Consider the following 21,414-nt stretch of genomic DNA (forward strand, 5'->3'; position numbering starts at 1 on the left):
TGTAAATTTGTAAAATCCATCAATAATCTTTTCAGCCCGTGTCGCTTAGAAAACGCCTGCCCGCTTTACTACTCGCTCTTTCACTCAGTTCCGCTTTATGCGCTCAGGTTCCCTACGGCCCTATCAAGCCCACTGCCCCCGGCGAAATTCTGTCGAACCTCAAAAAATTGAACGTCCTGGGCTCTGTCTTATACGTAGCTGCCCACCCTGATGATGAAAATACCCTGCTCCTGGCTTACCTGGCCAAAGATCGACTGGTTCGTACGGGTTATCTCTCGCTCACGCGGGGGGATGGTGGCCAAAATCTGATTGGACCGGAGCAGGGCGAAAATATTGGCGTTATCCGTACGCAGGAGCTTTTGGCAGCCCGACGTGTCGATGGTCCCGATCAGTTTTTTAGCCGGGCGTATGACTTTGGTTTCTCCAAATCGACGAATGAAGCCGTGCGCACCTGGGGACAGGATAAAGTGCTGGCCGATGTTGTCTGGATGATTCGGAAGTACCAACCCGATGTGATTATTACCCGCTTCCCGCCAGATGCCCGCGCTGGTCACGGACACCATAGCGCATCGGGTTTTCTGGCCGAAGAAGCCTTTAAAATCTCAAACGATCCTACGAAATTTCCGGAACAATTAGCCTTTGTCAAACCCTGGCAGGCCAAACGCATTTTCTGGAATATGTTCATTCCGGGGGCTTTCCTGAGCAACAAAAAACCCGACGAAGCGGGCAATCTGGTCGGTGTTGAAACGGGTTTGTACAATCCACTGCTGGGCAAATCATACGGAGAGATTGCGTCTGAAAGCCGCAGTCAGCATAAAAGTCAGGGATTTGGTGTAGCGCCTAACCGGGGTGCCAAAATTGACTACTTCCTTTTGAAGGGTGGTAACCCTGTTGAAAAAGACCCGCTTGAGGGCGTCGACTTAAGCTGGAAACGGATGAAAAACAGCGATGCCGTACAAGCGTTGGTCACACAAACGATTGCCAGCTTCCGCCCCGACCAACCTGCCGCTTCAGTGCCAGCTTTGGTACAACTTTATGGAGCGATCAGCAAACTGGATACGACCAATATTTACGTAAAAGCCAAACGCCAGGAAGTACAAACGCTTCTTCAACAATGCCTGGGCCTATGGTTTGAAACCAACCCCGCCGACTATGCGGCCACGCCCGGCGAAACCATTAAGATCTCAACCAACATTGTCAGCCGGGTCGATGCGCCGGTGAAATTGCAGAGCATTCATTATTCAACTGGTAAGGATACGACGCTCAATCTGGCACTCAAACCGAATGATGTCATCCTGTTCCCAACAACGCTGACCATCCCGAAAACCCAGGCGATTTCGCAACCCTACTGGCTCGAAAAACCGATTGATAAAGGTCTGTTTCAGGTCGATAATCAGCAACTGATCGGCCTCCCTGAAAATCCAGCAGCAGTGACGGCTAGTTATACCTTCGAGATTGGCGGACAGTCATTTACGTATAGCCGTCCCGTCGTTTACAAATCAACCGATCCGGTCGATGGTGAAATTTATCGTCCGTTCATTATTCAACCCGCGGTAACGGCCAACCTCACCGAACGCGTGTACGTCTTCGCCGATAACACGCCTAAAACGGCAGAAATCGTCTTAAAAGCGGGTCAGGCTAATCAATCGGGAACGTTGAAGCTGGATGTTCCGGCGGGCTGGCGTGTTGAACCTGCATCTGCGCCTTTTTCATTGACGAATAAAGGTGATGAACAACGCGTAACGTTCAGTCTTTCGCCAACGGCTCAGGCCAAAGACGGCAAATTACAGGCTGTCATGACGACGGCTACTGGCACCTTTACAACGGGCTTACGCCTGGTTGCCTACAAACACATTCCAACCCAAACACTATTTCCTCCTGCCTCGGCCAAATTGGTTAAGCTGGATGTGAAGGTAACCGCGAAAAATATCGGCTACATCGTTGGCGCGGGCGATGAAGTACCAGCCGCGTTGCAACAAATGGGTTGCCGCGTTACGTTGCTTGGCCCCAATGATTTGATCGGCAATTTGGCCGGTTATGATGCCATTGTAGTAGGCGTTCGGGCTTATAATACCAATAGCTGGATGGCACGCGCTCAACCGAAGCTGATGGACTACGTTAAAAACGGGGGAACGATGATTGTGCAGTATGTTACGCCCGTCAACTCGTTTTTCCGCAATGAGGCTCCCCTACCCCAACTTGGCCCTTATCCATTTAAAGTGGTAAATGAGCGGGTAACGGAAGAAGACGCGCCCATGACGTTTATCAATCCGCAGCATTCCCTACTCAACTTTCCCAACAAAATCACCGAAGCCGATTTTTCGGGTTGGATTCAGGAGCGCGGTATTTATTTCGGACAGGATTGGGATAAGGCCTACGAACCTATTTTCTCGGCCAACGATCAGAACGAAGCTCCTAAACAGGGCAGCCTGCTCTACGCCAAATACGGCAAGGGGCACTTCATGTACACGGGGCTGGTCTTCTTCCGGGAGCTACCTGCGGGCGTACCAGGGGCGTATCGTCTGTTCGCCAATATGATCTCTGTTGGAAGCAACAATGCAGCCTCCGTGTCTGGTTCTCAGAGCAAGAAGTAGTATTCCCCATATCATCGGCGTGATGTCGGTGGCTCCTTTTAGTGTCTGCGTGGCGTCGGGTTCTTCAACCCGACGCGGTGAGGTTTCTCAAAACCGAACGGTATGCTTAGCGATCACGAGGTTTTGAGAAACCTCGCTGTGTCAGGTTGAAGAACTCGACACCACACAGACACCGCGAACATCTCCGCAACAAATGTGGCGTCGAGCCTTCCAACTCGTCCTAGGGAACGTACTAGCCAAAATCAGTTCCAATGGGCCTCCGTAATCGTACCTTACTAACTGAAGAACGTTGCTTTTTCATTACAACAACCTGCTATCAGCACTTACCTCTCCTTTTTGATGCAACGTGCTTTACCATCCTATTCGATAGTTTCCGATTCTATAACGAAAAATACAAGGCAAAACTTCTTGCTTATGTATTGATGAACAATCACATCCACTTCATCATTTTTTTCCAAGCAGAAACTCGTCTGATTGAGTACATGCGGGACTTCAAGAAATTCACATCACTCAAGTTAAGAGAGTATATCCAAGCTCAACAAGCAAAACAATTACCGCACATTGTTTTTGAGCATCGTTCACAACGTTTTAAAATCTGGGAGGATCGGTACGACGATGTGTACCTCTACTCACGCGATGTGTGTGAAACCAAAATTGGGTATATCCATACGAATCCTGTCCGAGCCGGTTTAGTAACGAATCCCGTTGATTACCCATATTCCAGTGCAGCTTTCTATGAAGGCAAGCGAGGGAAATCGCAATTAATGCATTATCGGGATGTGTTCTAAGCTTTTACGTAAATTGGCGCAACATGGTGTAGTTAGCGTAACGTGGTGTCGGGTTGAAGAACCTGACATCACAGCAAGTTGTCAATCCAGTGTCACCCGGCTAACCACTAATTTTCATTCAGCTGCTGCAACCGCAAATACTGCAATAACATAATCGTCTTACCATCCCTAATTTCACCACTTCTGATCATGTTCATGGCCTGACTAACAGGTAGCTCCAGAATCTCAATTTCTTCTTCATCAATGCCGCCCCCAGCATTCCGTTCCGTATCGGCGGTGTAGTGTGCAAGGTAGAAAAATAGCTTCTCCGTCACCGAACCTGGACTCATGTACGCTTCCATAATTTTCTCGACCGACTGAATCCGATAACCGGTCTCTTCTTCCATTTCTCGCCGGATTGCATCATCTGGATGGTCGTTATCAAGCAGGCCAGCACAGGCTTCGATGAGCATCCCGGACTCATTCCCATTAACAAAGGTTGGTAACCGAAACTGGCGGGTTAAAATGACCGTATCGGCTTCCGGATTATGGAGCAGAATCGTAGCTCCGTTGCCCCGGTCGTACGCTTCACGTTGTTGCGTAGTCCACTGGCCGTTCCTGCCCAGGTAGTTGAACGTGAATCGTTTCAGAATGTACCAGTTGTCGGAGAGTAGTTTTTCCTCCGTTAGTTGCACACGTTCAGAAGTCATATTGTTTAAATTTGTTCGATTTTGTTTATTTTTGAACAAAAGAACTCAATCAGTCATGAATTTCCAACAGCGCAAGCAACTTATTGTACAAACGGTCGAGGAACGGGGCTCAATTGAAGTACCCGAATTAGCCGAACTACTGCAAACATCGGAGATGACCGTTCGGCGTGATTTGGCACAGTTATCGGCTTCGGGATTACTGTATCGAACGCGGGGTGGAGCCATGAAAGTGAGCCTGGCAACTGATAAACACCGCTTTGCCAATAAAACTGCCGTTAACGCCGAACGGAAAGATTATATCTGCCAGTTGGCGGCCCAGGAGATTCAGGAAGGCGATGTCATTTTCATGGATTGTGGCAGTACCGTATTTCGACTTTGTCAGTTCATCCGAAACAAGCGAATTACGGTTGTCACGAATTCGTTACCTGTCGTAGCCGAACTGATGGACTCGGAAGTGACCATCAATTTAGTAGGGGGCGAAGTAGACAAAGAGCGTCAGGCTGTGCATGGGCTCATCGCCAAAGAACACATGGCCCGCTATCGCGCCAACCGGGCGTTCATTGGGGTCGATGGTATTTCGCTGGCGAATGGACTAAGCGCCAACAGTGAAAAAGAAGCCAGTACCGCAACAACAATGGCGCGGCAAACCGAAAAAGTTTATCTACTCTGCGATTCCTCGAAATTAGAAACCAACAAATACCTCTATTTTGCGCCATTAAGCCTGTTTGATGTACTCATCACCGACACAGAAGCAAACCCTGATACGGTCGCAGCGTATCGGCAAGCAGGAATTACCCTGATTAATTAGCCCATGTACCAAATCTGGATTGACACAGGTGGCACCTTCACCGACGGTCTCGCCCTTGACCCAATCGGAAATCTACACCGAACCAAAGTGCTAAGCAGTAGCCGCCTGCGCGGACAGTTAATCGATGGAAAGCTCGTAGCACCTTGGCTGACTGCTCCTATTTTTGATGGGTATCAGCTCCGTGTCATCGAAACAAATGAAGTATTCACAATAGAGTCGTTAACAATTGATGGGAGCCTGGAATTTCGTAGCCTGGACGGCCATGTCCGGGTGGAAACCCAACTCTTTACTCCCCGGACGTGGCCGTCCAGGCTACTGACCATTGAACTCTTTACTGGTGAAGAAGCCCCTGTTCTGGCGGCCCGGCTCTTAACTCAAACACCGCTTAAACAGCCATTTCCGCACCTGGAAATGCGATTAGGAACAACAAAAGGCACCAATGCCTTGCTCGAACGCAAAGGTGGGCGTGTAGCTTTGCTCGTGACAAACGGATTTAAAGACCTGCTCAAAATTGGGACGCAACAACGCCCCGACCTATTTCAGCTAGCCATTCCTCCCGCCGACGTACTCTATGATTCAGTGCTGGAAGTAGAGGAGCGTATAGCTGCCGATGGTCAGGTTCTGACGCCCTTATCCAATCAAACCATTACCGAACTGGTTGAACAAGTTCGTAAAATTCAGCCAGATGCAATTGCCATATCCTTCCTGAATGCCTACCGAAACCCGGTTCATGAACAGCAGCTTCAGGAAGCTCTGACGGCTGCCGGTTTTGCCTATATAACCCGGTCAACTACTGTTTCGGTAACTCCCCAGTACGTGTCCCGTACACAAACAGCCATTGTCGATGCGTATCTGACGCCGGTTATGCGCTCCTATCTGGACAATGTTCAGCAGCAACTGGGTGGTAGTCCTGTTCGAATCATGACCAGTTCGGGCGGGTTGGTTCGGGCTGATCTTTTCCAGCCAAAAGACAGTCTATTGAGTGGTCCGGCAGGTGGTGTTATTGGCGCGGCAGCCATTGCCAATAATCGGCCGGTGTTAACGCTCGACATGGGTGGTACCAGTACCGATGTTGCCCGGATTCAAGGCGGAGTCGATTACCGGTTTAGCACCAAAATTGGGCCTTTCGATTTACAACTGCCTTCATTAGCCATTGAAACCGTAGCGGCTGGGGGTGGCTCGGTATGCTGGTTCGAGGGGCACGGTGCCACGTCTGGTCAACTACGCGTTGGCCCACAAAGTGCCGGGGCTACACCTGGTCCAGCTTGTTATGGTGCCTCCGTAGCAGGTCAACCACTTCTGCTGGCTATTACGGATGTGAACCTGTTGCTGGGGAAACTTCATCCAAAGCAGTTCGGTATTCCCGTATTTCCAGAGAAAGCGCAGGCTGCTTTGCAGGAAGTTATCCAGCAAATTGAAGCAAAAACCGGTAACCGACCAGATCCGTTAACCGTACTGCGCGGTTTCGAGCGGATTGCCAACGAAACAATGGCCGGGGCTATCCGCAAGATTTCAGTAGCGCGCGGCTTCGATCCGAAAGACTATGGCTTACTTGTTTTTGGAGGAGCCGGTGGGCTTCACGGTTGTGCCATTGCCCGATTGTTGGGTATGGAACAATTGATTCTGCCCTTTGATGGAGGTTTGCTCAGCGCGTATGGAATAGGACAGGCGCAAATTGAACGCATTGCAACACGATCAGTCCTTCTACTGATGGATGATATTTATGGCAAACTTGAAGATTGGATTGATGAAGTATCTCATGAAGCGTGGCAAAAATTAATTGAAGATATACCCAATGGATTAGGTGAGGTCAATTACCGTTATCTATTGTATTTACGTTTAGCAGGACAGGAACAAACTATAGAGTTCGAACTTCTCGACGATTGGTTTTGGGATACTGACGTATATACTACAGCCAAAATGGCTGATCTCTTTAAGCAAGAATATCAAAAACTTTACGGCCATTTTCCTGCAAATCGCCCTATCGAAGTAGAAAGTATCCGTGTGATTGTTAGTACAGTAAGCAACGAAAATCCAGTGGCTAGTTCGCCGGGCAGTCATCATCATGTGGCACCAACTTTCCAAACAGACACCTACCCCGCTTACGATTGGACCCAGTTACAGGAAGGCGACACCTTTCGCGGGCCAGCCCTGTTGCTGAACACGACTTCCTCAGCCTTCATCGAACCCGGCTGGCGACTCATTGTTAAGGCCAACAAAAACGTCCTTGTCGATTACATTGCCGACATTGAAGAAGAAGCCGAGGTTGAGTCGAACGAGGTTATCCAACTCGAACTCTTCACCCAGCGGTTCCGGGCCATTGCCGAAGAAATGGGCGCTCAATTACAGCGTACAGCATTCTCGGTCAATGTGAAGGAGCGTCTCGATTTCTCCTGCGCCTTACTCGATGCCAATGCCGAACTGGTGGCCAATGCGCCACACATTCCGGTTCATCTGGGCAGTTTAGGCGTTTGTGCCCGTCTAACGCTGGCGGCCTTACCCACCCTCGAACCGGGCGATGTTATCATAACAAACCACCCGAAATATGGTGGTTCTCACCTTCCCGATGTGACACTACTGAGTGGTGTTTTCACGGACCAGAATGAGTTGATTGGCTACGTCATTAACCGGGCACACCATGCCGAAATTGGCGGTAAAGTTCCGGGTTCAATGCCGCCCGATGCCGTATCGCTGGTGGAAGAAGGCGTGGTGTTGGAGCCCATGTACGTCGTAAAAAATGGGCAGTTTTTGTGGGAGGATACACTGGCCAACCGATTTACGGACGCCCCCTATCCAACTCGTGCCCTAACGGAAAACAGAGCCGATATTGAAGCCGCTCTGGCATCATTGAAAGCCGGTGAGATAGCCCTTCGTCAACTCGTTCGGCAGTATGGGTTGCCAACGGTGCAGCATTATATGAAACGGTTGCAGCAATCAGCAACCGATGCGATTTTGGCCATTCTGAAACCATTAGCCGGACAGGTATATAAAGCCGAAGAAAGCCTGGATGATGGCCATTGGATTCGCTTAACCATCCAAATCTCTGGCGATGGAGCTAGCGCGGGCGACTCAACCAACCAACGGATTCGGTTCGATTTTACCGGAACATCAGGTGTTCACCCGAACAATCTCAACGCTAACATTTCTATTCTCTACAGTGCAGTCTTATATGTTTTACGGCTCTGGTGTGGTCGCGATATCCCGCTGAACGAGGGACTAATGGCACCCGTCGACCTGGTTCTGCCCGATGCGTCATTTCTAAATCCAATTTTTCCAGATGACCCAACGCGGTGTCCGGCCGTAGTGGGTGGTAATACAGAAGTTAGCCAACGGCTGGTCGATACCTTGCTGAAGGCGCTTGGACTGGCTGCCTGCAGTCAGGGGACTATGAATAACTTCCTGTTCGGAAATAGTAAATTCGGTTATTACGAAACCATTGGCGGAGGTTCGGGCGCTACTGAAGGTGCAGATGGCCGCTCGGCGGTACACCAACACATGACCAACACCAAACTCACCGATCCCGAAGAGTTCGAACGGCGCTATCCCGTACGCCTTCATCAGTTCGCCATTCGCACAGGCTCTGGCGGGGCAGGTCAGTGGTGCGGGGGCGATGGGATCATCCGTGAAATTGAGTTTCTGGAACCGGTTCAGGCAACGCTCCTGAGTCAGCATCGTGTAGTAACTCCGTATGGCTTACATGGGGGTGATCCGGGGGTACCGGGCCGTCAAATCCTGATTTCAGTTGACGGCTATGAAGAAGCGCTGTCGGGTATTTTTACACGGGCCATGCAGACTGGCGAGCGAATTCGGATTGAGACACCGGGCGGTGGGGGCGCGGGCAGTCTGCTGAATGCATGAACTTGTCAACCGAGGTACAACGTCATTTTGTAGTCACTTTCCCTTAAAAAGCAAATTAAATTCTGCCTTTAAAGAAATTAGCCGATTTAGGTATGTCTTATAAATCAGTAAGCTTACAAGTAATTCGGCTAAAGTGTTTTCTTTGGGAAATAGAAGCAACTATTTGAGAGCTTACCAACTCTTTAGATCATCACTTTATACCTAATGAACCCTTCCGTAGTCCTCGACGAAGAATTTTCCACGCAACAGTCTGTTGTTGACTATAAAAAAAATCAAAAACAACGAAAGGTTCTGGCTCACCTGTATACAGACGGAACGTGCACACTGGCTCATTTAACCAAAGCCTTACATAGCAGCGTGCCCTCCGTTACCAATCTGGTAGAAGAGCTGATTGAGGCTAAATGGGTAACGGCTATTGGCATGGCAACCGGTAGCAACGGGCGAAGGCCTGTCCTGTTCGGCCTGAATACCAAACAGAATTATGTAGCTGTATTGGATGTCAGTACGCATGACACCAAGATATTATTTATGAATACCAAACGCGAAATAGTCTTTCGCGGGGATTACGACCTTCGGCTAAATGATAACCCAACCTTTCTGGCGTCACTAGCGCTCTATTTTACCAATGCACTGACGGATTCTGGCTTATCGGGAAACGATCTCATAGCGGTTGGCATATCCATGCCTGGATTAATTGATGCCCGACGTGGCCTGAATTTGACCTACAAGAATTTAAACCAACCCGGCGAACCAATAACCGATTGGTTTTCAACCCAGATTGGCTACCCTGTTTACCTGATTAACGATACCAAAGCAACGGTTCTAGGCGAAAGTAGATTTGGCGGAGCACAGGGCAAAAAACAAGTGCTGGCCATCAATATAGACTGGGGTGTTGGTCTTGGAATTATTGTGAACGGCGAGGTTTTCCAGGGAGCCAGTGGATTTGCCGGTGAGCTGGGGCATATTCAGATCGATCCAGACGGTGAGCTTTGTTACTGTGGTAAGATTGGTTGCCTCAACACCGTTACATCAGCATCGGCGCTGGTCAGACGCGTACAACGCGACATCCTTACCGGAAAGGTCTCTAAACTGGCGGCCTTCTACGATCGGGTCGAAGATCTGGACATCGACGAAATTATCAATGCCGCTCACAAAGGCGATTCATACGCGATTGATATACTGCACGAAACCGGGTTTCAGTTAGGCAAAGGACTCGCCATTGCCATCAGCCTGTTCAACCCCGAAATCATTATTGTCGACGGTGTTTTGACCAAAGCGGCTACTTTCATTACCAATACTATTGAACAGGCTATCAGCAAATATTGCCTGAGTGATTTCCGAAATGACCTGACCATTGAAGTGACTCAGCTGAATGGAACGGCCAAGTGGCTAGGCACGCACGCCTACATGATGGAAGATATTTTTGCTACCTATTAAATTAAAAGAACAAGAGGGAGGAAGGGGAATAAAGGGACGAAGAGAGTTTATTAGACCCTTTTCTCCCTTCCTCCCCCTTTTCCCTTTTTTCTCTCCTACTTCGCTTTCAGATATGCGAAAGGAATAATCATCTCTTCCAGCGATACGCCCCCATGCTGGAAGGTATTGCGGTAGTGATTTACGTAGTAGTTGTAGTTGTTGGGGTAGGCAAAGAAGTAATCCTCCAGCGTGAACACGTAAGCTGTCGAAACGTGCGGTTTAGGCAGAAATAAACGCTCGGGCTTACGGCCTACAAATAGGTGGTTATCATCGAAGCCAAGATTCTTGCCCTGTTTGTAACGCAGGTTTGTATTCGTTTCACGATAGCCAACAATTTTAGCCGGTTTCTGTACACGAATCATACCGTGGTCGGTGGTAATAATGAGCCGACCACCTTTAGCGGCAATCTTCTGGATGAACTCAAGTAAGGGCGAGTGCAGGAACCACGACCGTGTAATGGAGCGATATGCCGACTCGTCGGGAGCCAGTTCCTTGATCATGGCCATATCCGTCCGGGCATGCGACAGCATATCCACGAAGTTATACACGACCACATTTAACTGATTCTGTAACAAGTTATTGAAGTTATCGACCAGCGATTTCCCCTGGTTAACATTCAGAATTTTGTGGTACGATGACTTAATATTCAGGCGACTTTGCTCAAGCTGCCGACGCAGAAACTCGTCTTCATGGTTGTTGAGTCCCTCGTCTTCACTGTCGTCATTTACCCACAGGTCAGGGTGCTTACGTTCCATCTCGCTGGGCATCATTCCCGAAAAGATAGCATTCCGGGCAAATCCAGTCGTTGTGGGCAGAATCGAGTAATAAGACGATTCCTCTTCAACCGTAAAGTACTCCCCTAACAGCGGTTCAATGACTTTCCACTGGTCGTAACGCAGGTTATCGATCAGGATAAAGAATAATGGAGCTGCGTTACTTCCGGCTTGCTCTACCAACGGAAACACCTTCTTCCGCATCAGTTGGTGCGACATAACCGGGCTGCTCATTTTAGGGTCATTGAGCCAGTCTTCGTAATTATCGATCACGAATTTGCAAAACTCCGAATTGGCTTCGCTCTTTTGCATATTCATGACTTCCACCATGCTCTTATCCTGCGAATTGTCGAGCTCTAACTCCCAGTAAATAAGCTTTTTATATACATCGGCCCACTCCTCAAAATCCATGCGATCGTTATACTGCATGGATATATTCCGGAAGTCCTGTTGATAACCGATGTTGGTCCGTTCGGTCACGAGCCGCTTGTTGTCCAGTATCTTTTTGACCGACAGGAGAATTTGATTAGGATTGAGTGGTTTAATGAGGTAATCGGCAATTTTAGAGCCAATAGCCTCCTCCATAATATGCTCTTCTTCGCTCTTGGTAATCATTACCACGGGCAGGTTAGGACGCATTTGTTTAATCTGCGAGAGCGTTTCCAGGCCCGTCATACCGGGCATCATTTCATCCAGGAAAACAACATCGTAATTAGTCTGTTCAACATGATCGAGCGCATCGGCACCGCTGTTGACAGGGGTAACATCATATCCTTTATTTTTCAAAAACAGAATGTGGGGTTTCAGGAGATCAATCTCATCATCGGCCCAGAGTATCGAATAATTTTGCATGCGTTCGTGGGGGATTTGGTAGTACAGGCTTCGCAGTAACGTATGCTGCCTTCAAATAAAAACTGTTCTTTGTTTAACTTCAAACGTTCGGTTCTGTTCGGGCCGTTCAGAATTAAGCTTTTTTAACAGCACAAATATATTGCCAATGACCTAACCAGGCTCCGGCTGCTTCGGTCAACTGACCAAAATAGATTCTGTTGATTCGCTGGACTTTATTGTTACTATGGTTCTAATTGTCAGCGTCAACAGAATCTAACGAATCAACAGAATCTATTTTGACAATACAAGCTTGCAATCAAAAGAGTAGTATAGTTATTTCTGGGAAAATCAGCCGTACTTTGCGTTATTTATACGAGCAAAGCCGTTTATATTGCTGATAGAGGATACCTGATCGCTTTTCGGCTGATTATAACCCATGAAAAAAAATTCTTTTCCTTACGCTCTACTTCTTTTGGGCGGTATCGTCTCCATACATACAACCCTAGCTCACTCAACTCCACACCTTCGAACATTCGTTGTAGACTCTGTTGGCGTTGAAAAAAAAGATGGCAAACGATTCATTCTCCATCGTGTCGACGAAGGTCAGACACTGTTTGGAATTGCCCGGCGCTATGGTCGTTCGGTTGCCGAAATCAAAGCCGCTAACCCCGACATGAAAGATGCCGTTCGGTACGATCAGCTTGTTAGAGTCCCTATTCCTGATGGTGCATTGAGCCGACAACAGGAAAAAGTAATTGACAAAGCAATTAAGAAGAAGGAGAAAGAAGAAAAACGAGAAACCAAAGTCGAAGCGAAAGCGGCCGATACAAAGCCAGTAACCAAAGTAGAGAAGGCCTCAGAGAAAGATACGAAAAAGTCTGATGATCCAGCGCGGGCTGGTATCCATGTTGTTGAGCCTGGCCAAACACTTTACAGCCTGGCTGGACGGTATGGGGTGTTGCAATCGGATCTGCGAAAATGGAATAATCTATCGGGCAATAATGTGCTGATCGGTCAGGCACTGATCGTTTCCGAAAAAGCCTACCTGGCTCGTACCCCATCATCACAAATCACAACCTCAGCTCCCAAAACGGCCGAGCCCTCTCCTAAAACGGAAACGCCAGCAAAACCAGTCGCGGTTAATTCGCCCGAACCACGAGCCAACGAGCCACGTACCAGTGAACCTCGGCCAACAACACCCACCGAATCAAAACCGGAACGCCATCCCGAACGGGAAGCAGGCACTGGCAGTACTCCAGCTAAACCATCAGCCACCGATACGAAACCTGCTGAAGTAGAAGTAGAGCTACCTCGGGCGGGTAACGACGCGCCTATGCCTACACGTGGACGTCGTATTTCGGCAAGTGGTGTGGCTGAGATGATCGACGGTGCCGATGGCTCAGGCAAGTACCTTGCGCTGCATCGAACAGCCCCTATTGGTACGCTGGTGCAGGTGCGCAATGAGTTTAATAATCAGAGCCTTTGGGTGAAGGTGATTGGCCGATTGCCCAATACAGGCGTTAATGATAAAATTCTCATTAAACTATCGGCGCAGGCATTTGCGAAACTTTCGCCCGATGATCGGCGTTTTCGAGCTGAGGTAAGTTACATTGCCCGTTAGCCAATTACGCTATGGAAAAAGAAACCAAAGAGGAACGCATTGCCAGACGTCACCGCGAACGCGATGCACAGATGAAATCCTCACCGGGCTATATGACGTTCAGTATCATGTTTACGCTGGCCTACCCCTTCATTGCTGTCTTTACGTTTGTTATGTCAACACTATTGGCGTTATTTTCCGGTATTTCCCGGGCGTTGGCCTGGGTGGTTAGTGGCGGAAACAGCAAATAAGTTAATGTAAAATGGATAATGGGCAATGATTAATAACCTGACAATGAACATATTGATGATTACTCATTTTGCCGCACGATTGGCGTAAGTATGATAAAAACAAACAAGTCCTCTCCGGTATCTACCACACCTTATCCATTATCCATTCCTGGTTCTTTACAAGACTTTTTAGATGCGAAGGCCGATCAATACAATCGGCCTTCATTTATTGAACGAGACCCCATCAGTATTCCCCACCGCTTTAGCCGAAAGCAGGATATTGAGCTAATGGGCTTCTGGGCGGCCGTGCTGGCCTGGGGGCAACGTCCGGTGATTTTAAAGAAAGCCAACGAACTGGTTGAACTGATGGATGGCACCCCGTATGAGTTTATCCGGAACCACCAGGAGAGCGACCTGAAGCGGTTTTTGGCCTTTAAGCACCGCACCTTCAATGCCACCGATGCCTTATATTTTCTGCACTTCTTCCGACAGTATTATCTGGAAAATAACTCCCTGGAGGATGCGTTTTTACCTAGTGCGGCCGGTCGGCGCTCCGATGAGAAGTCGATGCTACCAACCGTTGAGCAAGGCCTGATTGCCTTCCATGATCGTTTTTGCGGACTCACTGATTTTTTCCCTGAACGTACCCGCAAACACATTGCCACTCCAGCCCGGAACTCAGCCTGCAAACGATTGCTGATGTTTTTGCGGTGGATGGTCCGAAGCGATAATTGTGGCGTTGACTTTGGCATCTGGAAACAAATCCGGCCCGATCAATTGGTGATGCCCATTGATGTTCATGTAAACCGCGTTGCCCGTCAGTTGAACCTTATAGACCGCCCACAAACGGATTGGAAAGCAGCCCTTGAATTGACCGAAACACTTCGCCAGTTTAACCCAGCCGACCCGGTTCGTTACGATTTTGCCCTGTTTGGTTTAGGCGTTGAGGGGGAAATGTAAACCCATTTTATCGTGTTTATTGTGGAGTCAGCTGCTTACATCTGACTCCACAAGGTTTCTTAAAACCTACTGTTCTCTGTGCCTCTGTGTTAATAAACGTTTACGAAAAGGCCCGTTAATAAACCTTACTGAACAATAATTGGCCGGAATGGATTACTAACGTACCGACCTACGAACTTTATAGTATGCCATTTCAGATCACAACCCAACCCTTCGGGCCACTACCAACTGGTGCTACTCCCCTTACTGAATACCTGCTCGAACATACAGAAACGGGCGAGTTCATTACCGTTATCCCAGAATTCGGCGCTATTCTCCGACGGTTAGTACTGCGTAAAGGCAACCATGTTTTTGCGCTGATACAAGGGCCCGACTCACCCCAGGCCTTAATAGCCGATGAAAGTTATGCCAGCGCCTTGCTTTACCCTTTCCCAAGCCGGATTCGACACGGTATCTATCATTTTGAGGGTCAGGATTATGCTCTAAAAATGAATGAAACCCACCGCGACAATGCGCTGCATGGCTTTGTGCATGGACGCCCCTTTTCGGTTGTGAGTCAGGAAGCAACGTCAACCCACGCCCAGTTGGTGTTACGCTACGACTACACGGGAGATACCTTCGGTTATCCCTTCCCGTTTGCGCTGACAGTCACGTATGAGTTAGTACAAGGGAACCTACTGGCACATGGCAGCAATCCGCAGGCCGACAGGATGTGTGCGTTACGCATTAGCTACGAAGCCCAAAACACAGGTACCACCCGTTGTCCGGCTGCTTTCGGCTGGCATCCCTATTTCAGATTTACCGAAGACATAGAGCCTTCCGAAGAGTCGATCGGCGGAATGACCTTAACGCTTCCTACCCGCATCCCCGTTTCGCTCGACGAACATATGATTCCCAATGGGCAGCTTCCGGCCGAAATGGCGGGAACGATCGAGTTACATGACACGCAACTGGATACGGCCTTTCTGATTGAACCAACGAGCGGCCCAGCCGACACAGAATCCTTTGCCGAAACCGTATTAACGTCACTCAGTACAGGTGTTAAGCTGATTGTGGGGCAACAAACCGGCGAAGGAAAACTTAATTATCTAGTGTGCTACACACCCACCCGGCGCGACAGAATTGCCATTGAACCCCTAACTGCGAATGTGGATGCCTTTAACAATGGCCAGGGGTTAGCCATACTGAATCCCGGCGAGGCACTTTCCGGCACTATTTGGGTAAGGCTGGATTAGTGGAGTTGGTCATTAGTGGAGTAAGTGCAGTAGGTAGAATAAGTGTATTGGGTGTAACGGTTTTACTTACTTCACCTACTCCACCTACTCCACCTACTCACTAACCTACAATTGCCTTAGTTTAATATTTCGGAACCAAACGGTGCTACCCCAGTCCTGAAGGCCAATTCGTCCCGAGTAACGTCCTTTACTGATGGGGGCATCTTTCAGTTTGCTCGTGGCAAGGCGCTGTTTCCAGTCGGCACTGTTCAAATCGTGTTCCTGAATACTAAAGCCATTTAACGTTACCGTTAGCTTATTTTTCTTATATACGAAATGCACTTTGTTCCAGCCACCAACCGGCTGCAACTCCCGAACACGCGCACTAGCCACACTAAACAAATCGCCTGCGCGGTGCTTGTTTTCAGCTGCGCCTTCATAAATGGCATCATCCAGCACCTGCACCTCTAAACCAGTGTCAAATATATTTTTATAGGGTGGCTCTTCCTGTACGAAGAAGAAAATACCACTATTAGTAAACCGTTCAATTTTCCACTCAGCTTTAAACTCAAAGTCACCCGTAATAACAGCATCGGTAACCAGGTCGCCACCATTAGATGCCTTATTGCCAATCCGATTGGGCACATTCAACTGCAACGCGCCATTATCGATTTGCCAGGCAGATCCAACGGCTTTTGTACCATAACTATGCCAACCCGACACGTTTTTCCCATTAAACAGAAGTTTCCAGCCGTCCTTTTTTTCCTGTGAAGTTAAGGTATTGAGTTCCTGAGCCTGTAAACCTGAGCGTACCAGACAGACAAGCAAAGCAAGAGTTGAAAGCTTGATAAACATATATGTCAGAATGAATATTTATTTATAAAGGCATGACCCGGCCCAAAACTCCTCAAGGTTAATCTTACTCATTCCATATCCTCTGATTCTCAGCAAGTGGCATACAGGCAACATAATGACCTGGAATTGGATCATAGCCTAATATGGTTTTCCCTACTTTTTCTGACGTAAAATAGCCCAACAAAGTAAGTTCCTTCAATCGACGAAAAAAGGCGGTTGGGCCAGGTGCCGCCAGTCGAATTCCCCAAACCGAAGGGGGTAATTTAGCGGCTTCCTTATCCTGTTGAAGCAGGAAATCCTGACGTTGCTTTTCGGTGCAGTCCACAAATGCCTTTCCAGTTGATTCTTCGCAGGCCTTATCGAATGTAGCCAGGCCAGCCAGAAAATCTTTCTGTTCATCCTCAGAAAGCAGGTCTTTCAGCATTTTATCCACGAACTGCGGAACGCCAAGCTCTTTAGCGCCGGGCGTTTGGGTTTTGGGGAGAATCGTCTCCGTGATTTCGGCAATGGTGTTGGCCTGATTATTTGTCAGGAATTCTGGTTTCCAGCTAAGGGTAGCTTCGTTGGAACAGGCTATAAATGTTTCGGAAAGTGCTGATATGGAAACAGCATATCCAAAAAACAAAGCGGTATGTTTGAGTGCGTCTCTGCGTTGCATCGTTTTTAATGAGTGAAAGGGTGAATGAGCGAATGAGTGAAAAGAAGCTATTCGGCTTTTTTGCTAAAGCAGGAGTGTTAGATCGAATAGTCTAACCTTTCACTGATGTAGTAATCGCTCTTTCACTCCGCACCGGCCGACCGGTTTCGCTCATTAAAGATTAATTCGCTTGAGTTCGCTAACGGCAAAGTCGGCGGCACGGGCGGTAAGCGCCATGTACGTAATTGATGGATTTATGCAGGACGAGGAGGTCATGCAGGCACCATCGGTAACGAACAGGTTGGGTACTCCATGCACCTGATTGTTGCCGTTGAGCACCGATGTTTTGGGATCGCGGCCCATACGAGCAGTGCCCATTTCGTGAACACCCACGCCAATACCGCCCGAGTAGTCGAACGAAGCCACATTTTTTAGTCCGGCCGCTTCGAGCATTTCAACCGCATCGGTTTTGATCTGCTCCCGCATGTTCATCTCATTCTCCTTAAACTCGGCGTCAATGGAAAGCGTAGGCAACCCCCACTTGTCCTTCTTATCCTGATCGAGCTTAACGTGATTGTCGTGATAGGGCAGGCACTCACCAAAACCTACCAGCGACATTCCCCAGCCTCCCGGCTCAAAGAGCGAATCTTTAAAATCGGCACCAATACCTTCCCGATTCACTCCGCCACCCCAATTGCCACGCCCGGCAGCGCCCTGGTAATCGTATCCCCGAATGAATTTGTCGGTACGCGTTGCCTCATCCAGGTTTCGGTAGCGGGGAATAAAAATCCCGTTCGGACGGCGGCCTTTGTAATACTGATCGTCGAATCCATCGAAACCACCCATTGCGCCCAGTCGGTAGTGGTGATCCATCAGGTTATGCCCTAGTTCGCCACTGTCGTTTCCTAACCCGTTCGGATAGCGTTTCGAGGTCGAATTGAGCAGAATTGAGGTGGTGCCCAGCGTCGATGCGTTGCAGAAAATGACTTTGGCGTAAAACTCGACCATTTCCTTACTTTCGGTATCGACTACCCGAACGCCCGTGGCTCGTTGTTTCTGCTCGTCGTAAATGATGGAATGAACCACCGAATTAGGCCGAATCGTGAACTTATTGGTTCGATTGGCGGCAGGCAAAGTAGCCGAATTACTGCTAAAATAGGCGCCGTACGGACAACCGCGCGAGCAACGATTCCGGTTCTGACACTGCGCCCGTCCCAGTTCAAGATGCCAGGGTTTCGGTTCGGTCAGGTGAGCAACCCGGCCAATGGTCAGGTGACGGCCTTTGAACTTCCGTTCCAGTTCGGTACGAACGTGTTTTTCCAGGCAGTTCAACTCCATTGGCGGTAGGAAATAACCGTCTGGCAGATGTGAAAGCCCGAGTTTTTCACCACTGATACCTACAAATTTTTCGGTATACGTGTACCACGGCTCAATGTCTTTGTAACGGATTGGCCAGTCAACGGCGATACCGTCTTTGGCATTGGCCTCAAAATCAAGATCACTCCAGCGATAGCACTGCTTTCCCCAGAGCAGCGACCGGCCACCAACCTGGTTGCCCCGAATCCAGTCGAAGCGTTTTACTTCGGTATAGGGTGCGTCGAGGTCGTTGTTGTAAAAATGCTTGTTGGTTTCGTTAACGAAGCCGCTTCGGGCCTGCACATGATACGTTTGCTGATCGGCATGAGACAGCGCTTCCCGGTGTTCAAAATCCCAATGGTCGAGGTTCATGGTCGGGTAATCCTCGATGTGATTGACCAGGCGACCTCGCTCCAGCACAAGCGTTTTGAGCCCTTTTTCACACAGTTCTTTGGCGGCCCAGCCCCCACTGATGCCGGAACCAATGACTATGGCATCGTAGGTATGTGTTTTATTTACGGTGGTATTTAGATTAGGCATACAGGAATAGTTGGTAATGCGGCAATTATGTCTGCCAGATACGAATATAAACGAATTTTGGAACAAGTTAATTTTTGACAGGATTACAGCCGGGCCGACGTTCGGATGAACAGGATTGACTGCCCCGAAAAAAAATCCTCTCAACGAAAACGCTGTCAAATTGGCTTTGCCTAAAAAAAAATTGGGCGTCATGTTGCTTGTACATGACGCCCGAATAAGGATTTATGATGAGCTTTAACTCAACTTACCGCTTTTTCTTACCCGCATAATTCCCCGAAAACTTCGGTACACCCGTAGTTTCTTTCTTCGGGCTACCCAGGAGTCGATCGGCTAAATCCGGGCGCTTCAGCTTGTTCAGCCGATTCCGAATCCAGTCTTTGTATTCGGGCTTGTACCAGAAGAAGTAGTTGTTTTGTGCTTTCTTTTCCTCCCGCGTTTTAGCCGTTTTGACGGGCTTCAGCGTGTAAGGATGAACACCTGAATAATAGATAACCTCGGCCACGGTCATGGGCGTGGGCGTAAAATCCTGTACCTGTTCGAGCTGAAAGCCCAGGTCTTTCGTTTCGGCAGCCAGATTAGCCATATCCTGTTCCTCGCAGCCGGGGTGTGAGGATATAAAGTACGGAATCAGCGGTTGCTTCAGGTTATGCTTCTCCTGAATCTTGTCGTACTTCTGTTTAAATAATTTGAAGTACTTGAACGATGGCTTCCGCATAACCCGCAGCGTATCATCGGAGGTATGTTCAGGAGCCACCTTCAACCGACCCGACACATGGCGCGTAACCAGTTGCTCCATGTACTCGTCATGGTTGCCATCGGCGTTGTTCTTGTTAAAATCATCGACCAGCAAATCGTAGCGTACACCCGATCCCACAAAGGCCTTTTTGATGTTCGGATTGGCATCGACTTTTCGATACAATTCTGTCATTGGCTTGTGCGAGGTGTCGAGGTTCGAGCAAATGACCGGATGAATACAACTTGGGCTTTGGCAACGGGCGCAGATCGACTCGTCTTTGCCCTTCATTTTATACATATTGGCCGAAGGGCCGCCCAAGTCTGATATGTATCCCTTGAACTCGGGATGCTTCGTGATCTCCTCGACCTCTTTCAGTACCGACTGTTCGCTGCGGGAAGCAACGAATTTGCCCTGGTGCGCCGAAATCGTACAGAAGCTACAGCCACCAAAACAGCCCCGGTGCATATTGACCGAGAACTTAATCATGTCGTAAGCCGGAATCGGTCCCCGTTTTTTGTATTTTGGGTGAGGCAGGCGGGTGTAGGGCAAATCGAACGACTTGTCGATTTCGGCCTCCTCCATCGTTTTGAACGGCGGGTTGATCACCAGAATCTGATCACCTACCTGTTGAAGAATTCGGTTAGCCTGCCACTTATTCGATTCAACCTCAACAATTTTGAAGTTGGCCGCGTATTTGATTTTATCTTCCAGGCATACCTCATGGCTCGCCAATTCAACCGAATTCCAGTTATTGTACTCGCGCAATTCGGTACTGGCATCGTGCATAAATGCCACTTGATTGATGTTCCGCATCGACGAAAACGGCACGCCTTGTCGAGCCAGTTTCAGAATTTCGCGAAGGGGTTGCTCGCCCATGCCATACACCAGCATATCGGCACCGGCATCGACCAGAATCGACGGCATCAGCCGGTCCTGCCAATAATCGTAATGCGTAACCCGGCGCAACGAGGCCTCAATGCCACCGAGTAATACCGGCACATCCGGGAAGAGTTCTTTCAGGATCTTGGTATAAACAATGGTAGCATAATCGGGCCGGAAACCCGCTTCGCCACCGGGCGTATAGGAGTCGTTGGAGCGTAGGCGTTTGTTGGCCGTATAGTGATTCACCATCGAGTCCATACAGCCTGCCGTAACACCAAAGAAGTACTTGGGCTTACCGAATTTTTTAAAATCCCGCAGATCGTCTTTCCAGTTGGGTTGGGCAATAATAGCTACGCGAAACCCTTCGCTTTCCATGATCCGGCCAATCACAGCGGTGCCAAAAGCTGGGTGATCTACGTATGCATCCCCCGATACAAGCACAATATCCACTTCATCCCAGCCTCTTTTTTCGACTTCTTTCATCGTCAGAGGCAACCAATCTGTAAGGGGTCTTTCAATCATGAGTACGTAAACTAATCTGCCTAAAAAACACCGAATTTACAGAATGATTCAATTGGGGTGAGAAT

At 48.8% G+C, this 21,414-nt stretch carries 15 protein-coding genes; 9 read left to right on the top strand and 6 right to left on the bottom strand.

Annotated features, from left to right (window positions below; genetic code table 11):
• The first annotated feature begins 38 nt into the window (after positions 1–38).
• Together EXU85_RS22380 and EXU85_RS22385 are read left to right on the top strand one after the other, a co-directional pair.
• Positions 39–2,594 carry a PIG-L family deacetylase gene (locus EXU85_RS22380; protein ID WP_142774220.1) on the top strand — a complete coding sequence of 852 codons (2,556 nt, stop codon included), beginning with the start codon at positions 39–41 and terminating at the stop codon, positions 2,592–2,594.
• Positions 2,595–2,845: 251 nt separating this feature from the next.
• Positions 2,846–3,382, top strand: a complete 537-nt coding sequence (locus EXU85_RS22385) for a transposase (protein WP_142774221.1) — start codon at positions 2,846–2,848, stop codon at positions 3,380–3,382.
• 107 nt (positions 3,383–3,489) lie between these two features.
• Here the strand turns inward: EXU85_RS22385 and nudK are convergent, their stop codons facing one another.
• Positions 3,490–4,071 carry a GDP-mannose pyrophosphatase NudK gene (gene nudK, locus EXU85_RS22390; RefSeq protein ID WP_142774222.1) on the bottom strand — a complete coding sequence of 194 codons (582 nt, stop codon included), beginning with the start codon at positions 4,069–4,071 and terminating at the stop codon, positions 3,490–3,492.
• A 55-nt stretch (positions 4,072–4,126) separates the two neighbouring features.
• Here nudK and EXU85_RS22395 point away from each other — a divergent pair, with 55 nt between their 5' ends.
• From EXU85_RS22395 to EXU85_RS22405, 3 genes are all read left to right on the top strand, one after another.
• Positions 4,127–4,879 carry a DeoR/GlpR family DNA-binding transcription regulator gene (locus EXU85_RS22395; protein WP_142774223.1) on the top strand — a complete coding sequence of 251 codons (753 nt, stop codon included), beginning with the start codon at positions 4,127–4,129 and terminating at the stop codon, positions 4,877–4,879.
• Between the two features lie 3 nt (positions 4,880–4,882).
• On the top strand, positions 4,883–8,737 hold the full coding sequence (locus EXU85_RS22400; protein ID WP_142774224.1) for a hydantoinase B/oxoprolinase family protein: 3,855 nt from the start codon (positions 4,883–4,885) through the stop codon (positions 8,735–8,737).
• A 204-nt stretch (positions 8,738–8,941) separates the two neighbouring features.
• Complete coding sequence (locus EXU85_RS22405; protein ID WP_142774225.1) at positions 8,942–10,174, top strand: ROK family transcriptional regulator; 1,233 nt, start codon at positions 8,942–8,944, stop codon at positions 10,172–10,174.
• Positions 10,175–10,269: 95 nt separating this feature from the next.
• Here the strand turns inward: EXU85_RS22405 and EXU85_RS22410 are convergent, their stop codons facing one another.
• Positions 10,270–11,838 (bottom strand): bifunctional response regulator/alkaline phosphatase family protein, encoded by a 1,569-nt coding sequence (locus tag EXU85_RS22410; protein ID WP_142774226.1) that lies wholly within the window; start codon positions 11,836–11,838, stop codon positions 10,270–10,272.
• Between the two features lie 415 nt (positions 11,839–12,253).
• Between EXU85_RS22410 and EXU85_RS22415 the strand changes: the two genes are divergently transcribed.
• The 4 genes from EXU85_RS22415 to EXU85_RS22430 all read left to right on the top strand — a co-directional run bounded on the left by EXU85_RS22415 (position 12,254) and on the right by EXU85_RS22430 (position 15,842).
• Entirely contained in the window at positions 12,254–13,438 is a 1,185-nt protein-coding gene (locus EXU85_RS22415; protein ID WP_142774227.1) for a LysM peptidoglycan-binding domain-containing protein, read from the top strand.
• An 11-nt stretch (positions 13,439–13,449) separates the two neighbouring features.
• Complete coding sequence (locus EXU85_RS22420) at positions 13,450–13,668, top strand: hypothetical protein (RefSeq protein ID WP_142774228.1); 219 nt, start codon at positions 13,450–13,452, stop codon at positions 13,666–13,668.
• Between the two features lie 90 nt (positions 13,669–13,758).
• Entirely contained in the window at positions 13,759–14,607 is an 849-nt protein-coding gene (locus EXU85_RS22425) for a TIGR02757 family protein (protein ID WP_142774229.1), read from the top strand.
• Positions 14,608–14,792: 185 nt separating this feature from the next.
• A complete protein-coding gene (locus tag EXU85_RS22430; RefSeq protein WP_142774230.1) occupies positions 14,793–15,842 on the top strand; it encodes an aldose 1-epimerase in 1,050 nt (349 codons plus the stop codon).
• A gap of 105 nt (positions 15,843–15,947) precedes the next feature.
• On the opposite strand, the gene EXU85_RS22435 is transcribed toward EXU85_RS22430, so the two are convergent.
• The 4 genes from EXU85_RS22435 to EXU85_RS22450 form a co-directional block, all read right to left on the bottom strand.
• On the bottom strand, positions 15,948–16,676 hold the full coding sequence (locus EXU85_RS22435; protein WP_142774231.1) for a DUF1080 domain-containing protein: 729 nt from the start codon (positions 16,674–16,676) through the stop codon (positions 15,948–15,950).
• A gap of 64 nt (positions 16,677–16,740) precedes the next feature.
• Entirely contained in the window at positions 16,741–17,334 is a 594-nt protein-coding gene (locus EXU85_RS22440; protein WP_142774232.1) for a gluconate 2-dehydrogenase subunit 3 family protein, read from the bottom strand.
• A 153-nt stretch (positions 17,335–17,487) separates the two neighbouring features.
• Positions 17,488–19,209, bottom strand: coding sequence for a GMC oxidoreductase (locus EXU85_RS22445; RefSeq protein WP_142774233.1), 1,722 nt, complete (start codon positions 19,207–19,209; stop codon positions 17,488–17,490).
• Between the two features lie 244 nt (positions 19,210–19,453).
• Entirely contained in the window at positions 19,454–21,349 is a 1,896-nt protein-coding gene (locus tag EXU85_RS22450; protein ID WP_142774234.1) for a YgiQ family radical SAM protein, read from the bottom strand.
• Between the last annotated feature and the right edge of the window lie 65 nt (positions 21,350–21,414).

The organism is Spirosoma sp. KCTC 42546 (assembly GCF_006965485.1).
Classification (GTDB): domain Bacteria; phylum Bacteroidota; class Bacteroidia; order Cytophagales; family Spirosomataceae; genus Spirosoma.

Coding starts and splice junctions, on each gene's coding strand:
- EXU85_RS22385 (WP_142774221.1), top strand. CDS start 2,846: ATGGGCCTCCGTAATCGTACCTTACTAACTGAAGAACGTTGCTTTTTC.
- nudK (WP_142774222.1), bottom strand. CDS start 4,071: ATGACTTCTGAACGTGTGCAACTAACGGAGGAAAAACTACTCTCCGAC.
- EXU85_RS22395 (WP_142774223.1), top strand. CDS start 4,127: ATGAATTTCCAACAGCGCAAGCAACTTATTGTACAAACGGTCGAGGAA.
- EXU85_RS22400 (WP_142774224.1), top strand. CDS start 4,883: ATGTACCAAATCTGGATTGACACAGGTGGCACCTTCACCGACGGTCTC.
- EXU85_RS22405 (WP_142774225.1), top strand. CDS start 8,942: ATGAACCCTTCCGTAGTCCTCGACGAAGAATTTTCCACGCAACAGTCT.
- EXU85_RS22410 (WP_142774226.1), bottom strand. CDS start 11,838: ATGCAAAATTATTCGATACTCTGGGCCGATGATGAGATTGATCTCCTG.
- EXU85_RS22415 (WP_142774227.1), top strand. CDS start 12,254: ATGAAAAAAAATTCTTTTCCTTACGCTCTACTTCTTTTGGGCGGTATC.
- EXU85_RS22420 (WP_142774228.1), top strand. CDS start 13,450: ATGGAAAAAGAAACCAAAGAGGAACGCATTGCCAGACGTCACCGCGAA.
- EXU85_RS22425 (WP_142774229.1), top strand. CDS start 13,759: ATGATAAAAACAAACAAGTCCTCTCCGGTATCTACCACACCTTATCCA.
- EXU85_RS22430 (WP_142774230.1), top strand. CDS start 14,793: ATGCCATTTCAGATCACAACCCAACCCTTCGGGCCACTACCAACTGGT.
- EXU85_RS22435 (WP_142774231.1), bottom strand. CDS start 16,676: ATGTTTATCAAGCTTTCAACTCTTGCTTTGCTTGTCTGTCTGGTACGC.
- EXU85_RS22440 (WP_142774232.1), bottom strand. CDS start 17,334: ATGCAACGCAGAGACGCACTCAAACATACCGCTTTGTTTTTTGGATAT.
- EXU85_RS22445 (WP_142774233.1), bottom strand. CDS start 19,209: ATGCCTAATCTAAATACCACCGTAAATAAAACACATACCTACGATGCC.
- EXU85_RS22450 (WP_142774234.1), bottom strand. CDS start 21,349: ATGATTGAAAGACCCCTTACAGATTGGTTGCCTCTGACGATGAAAGAA.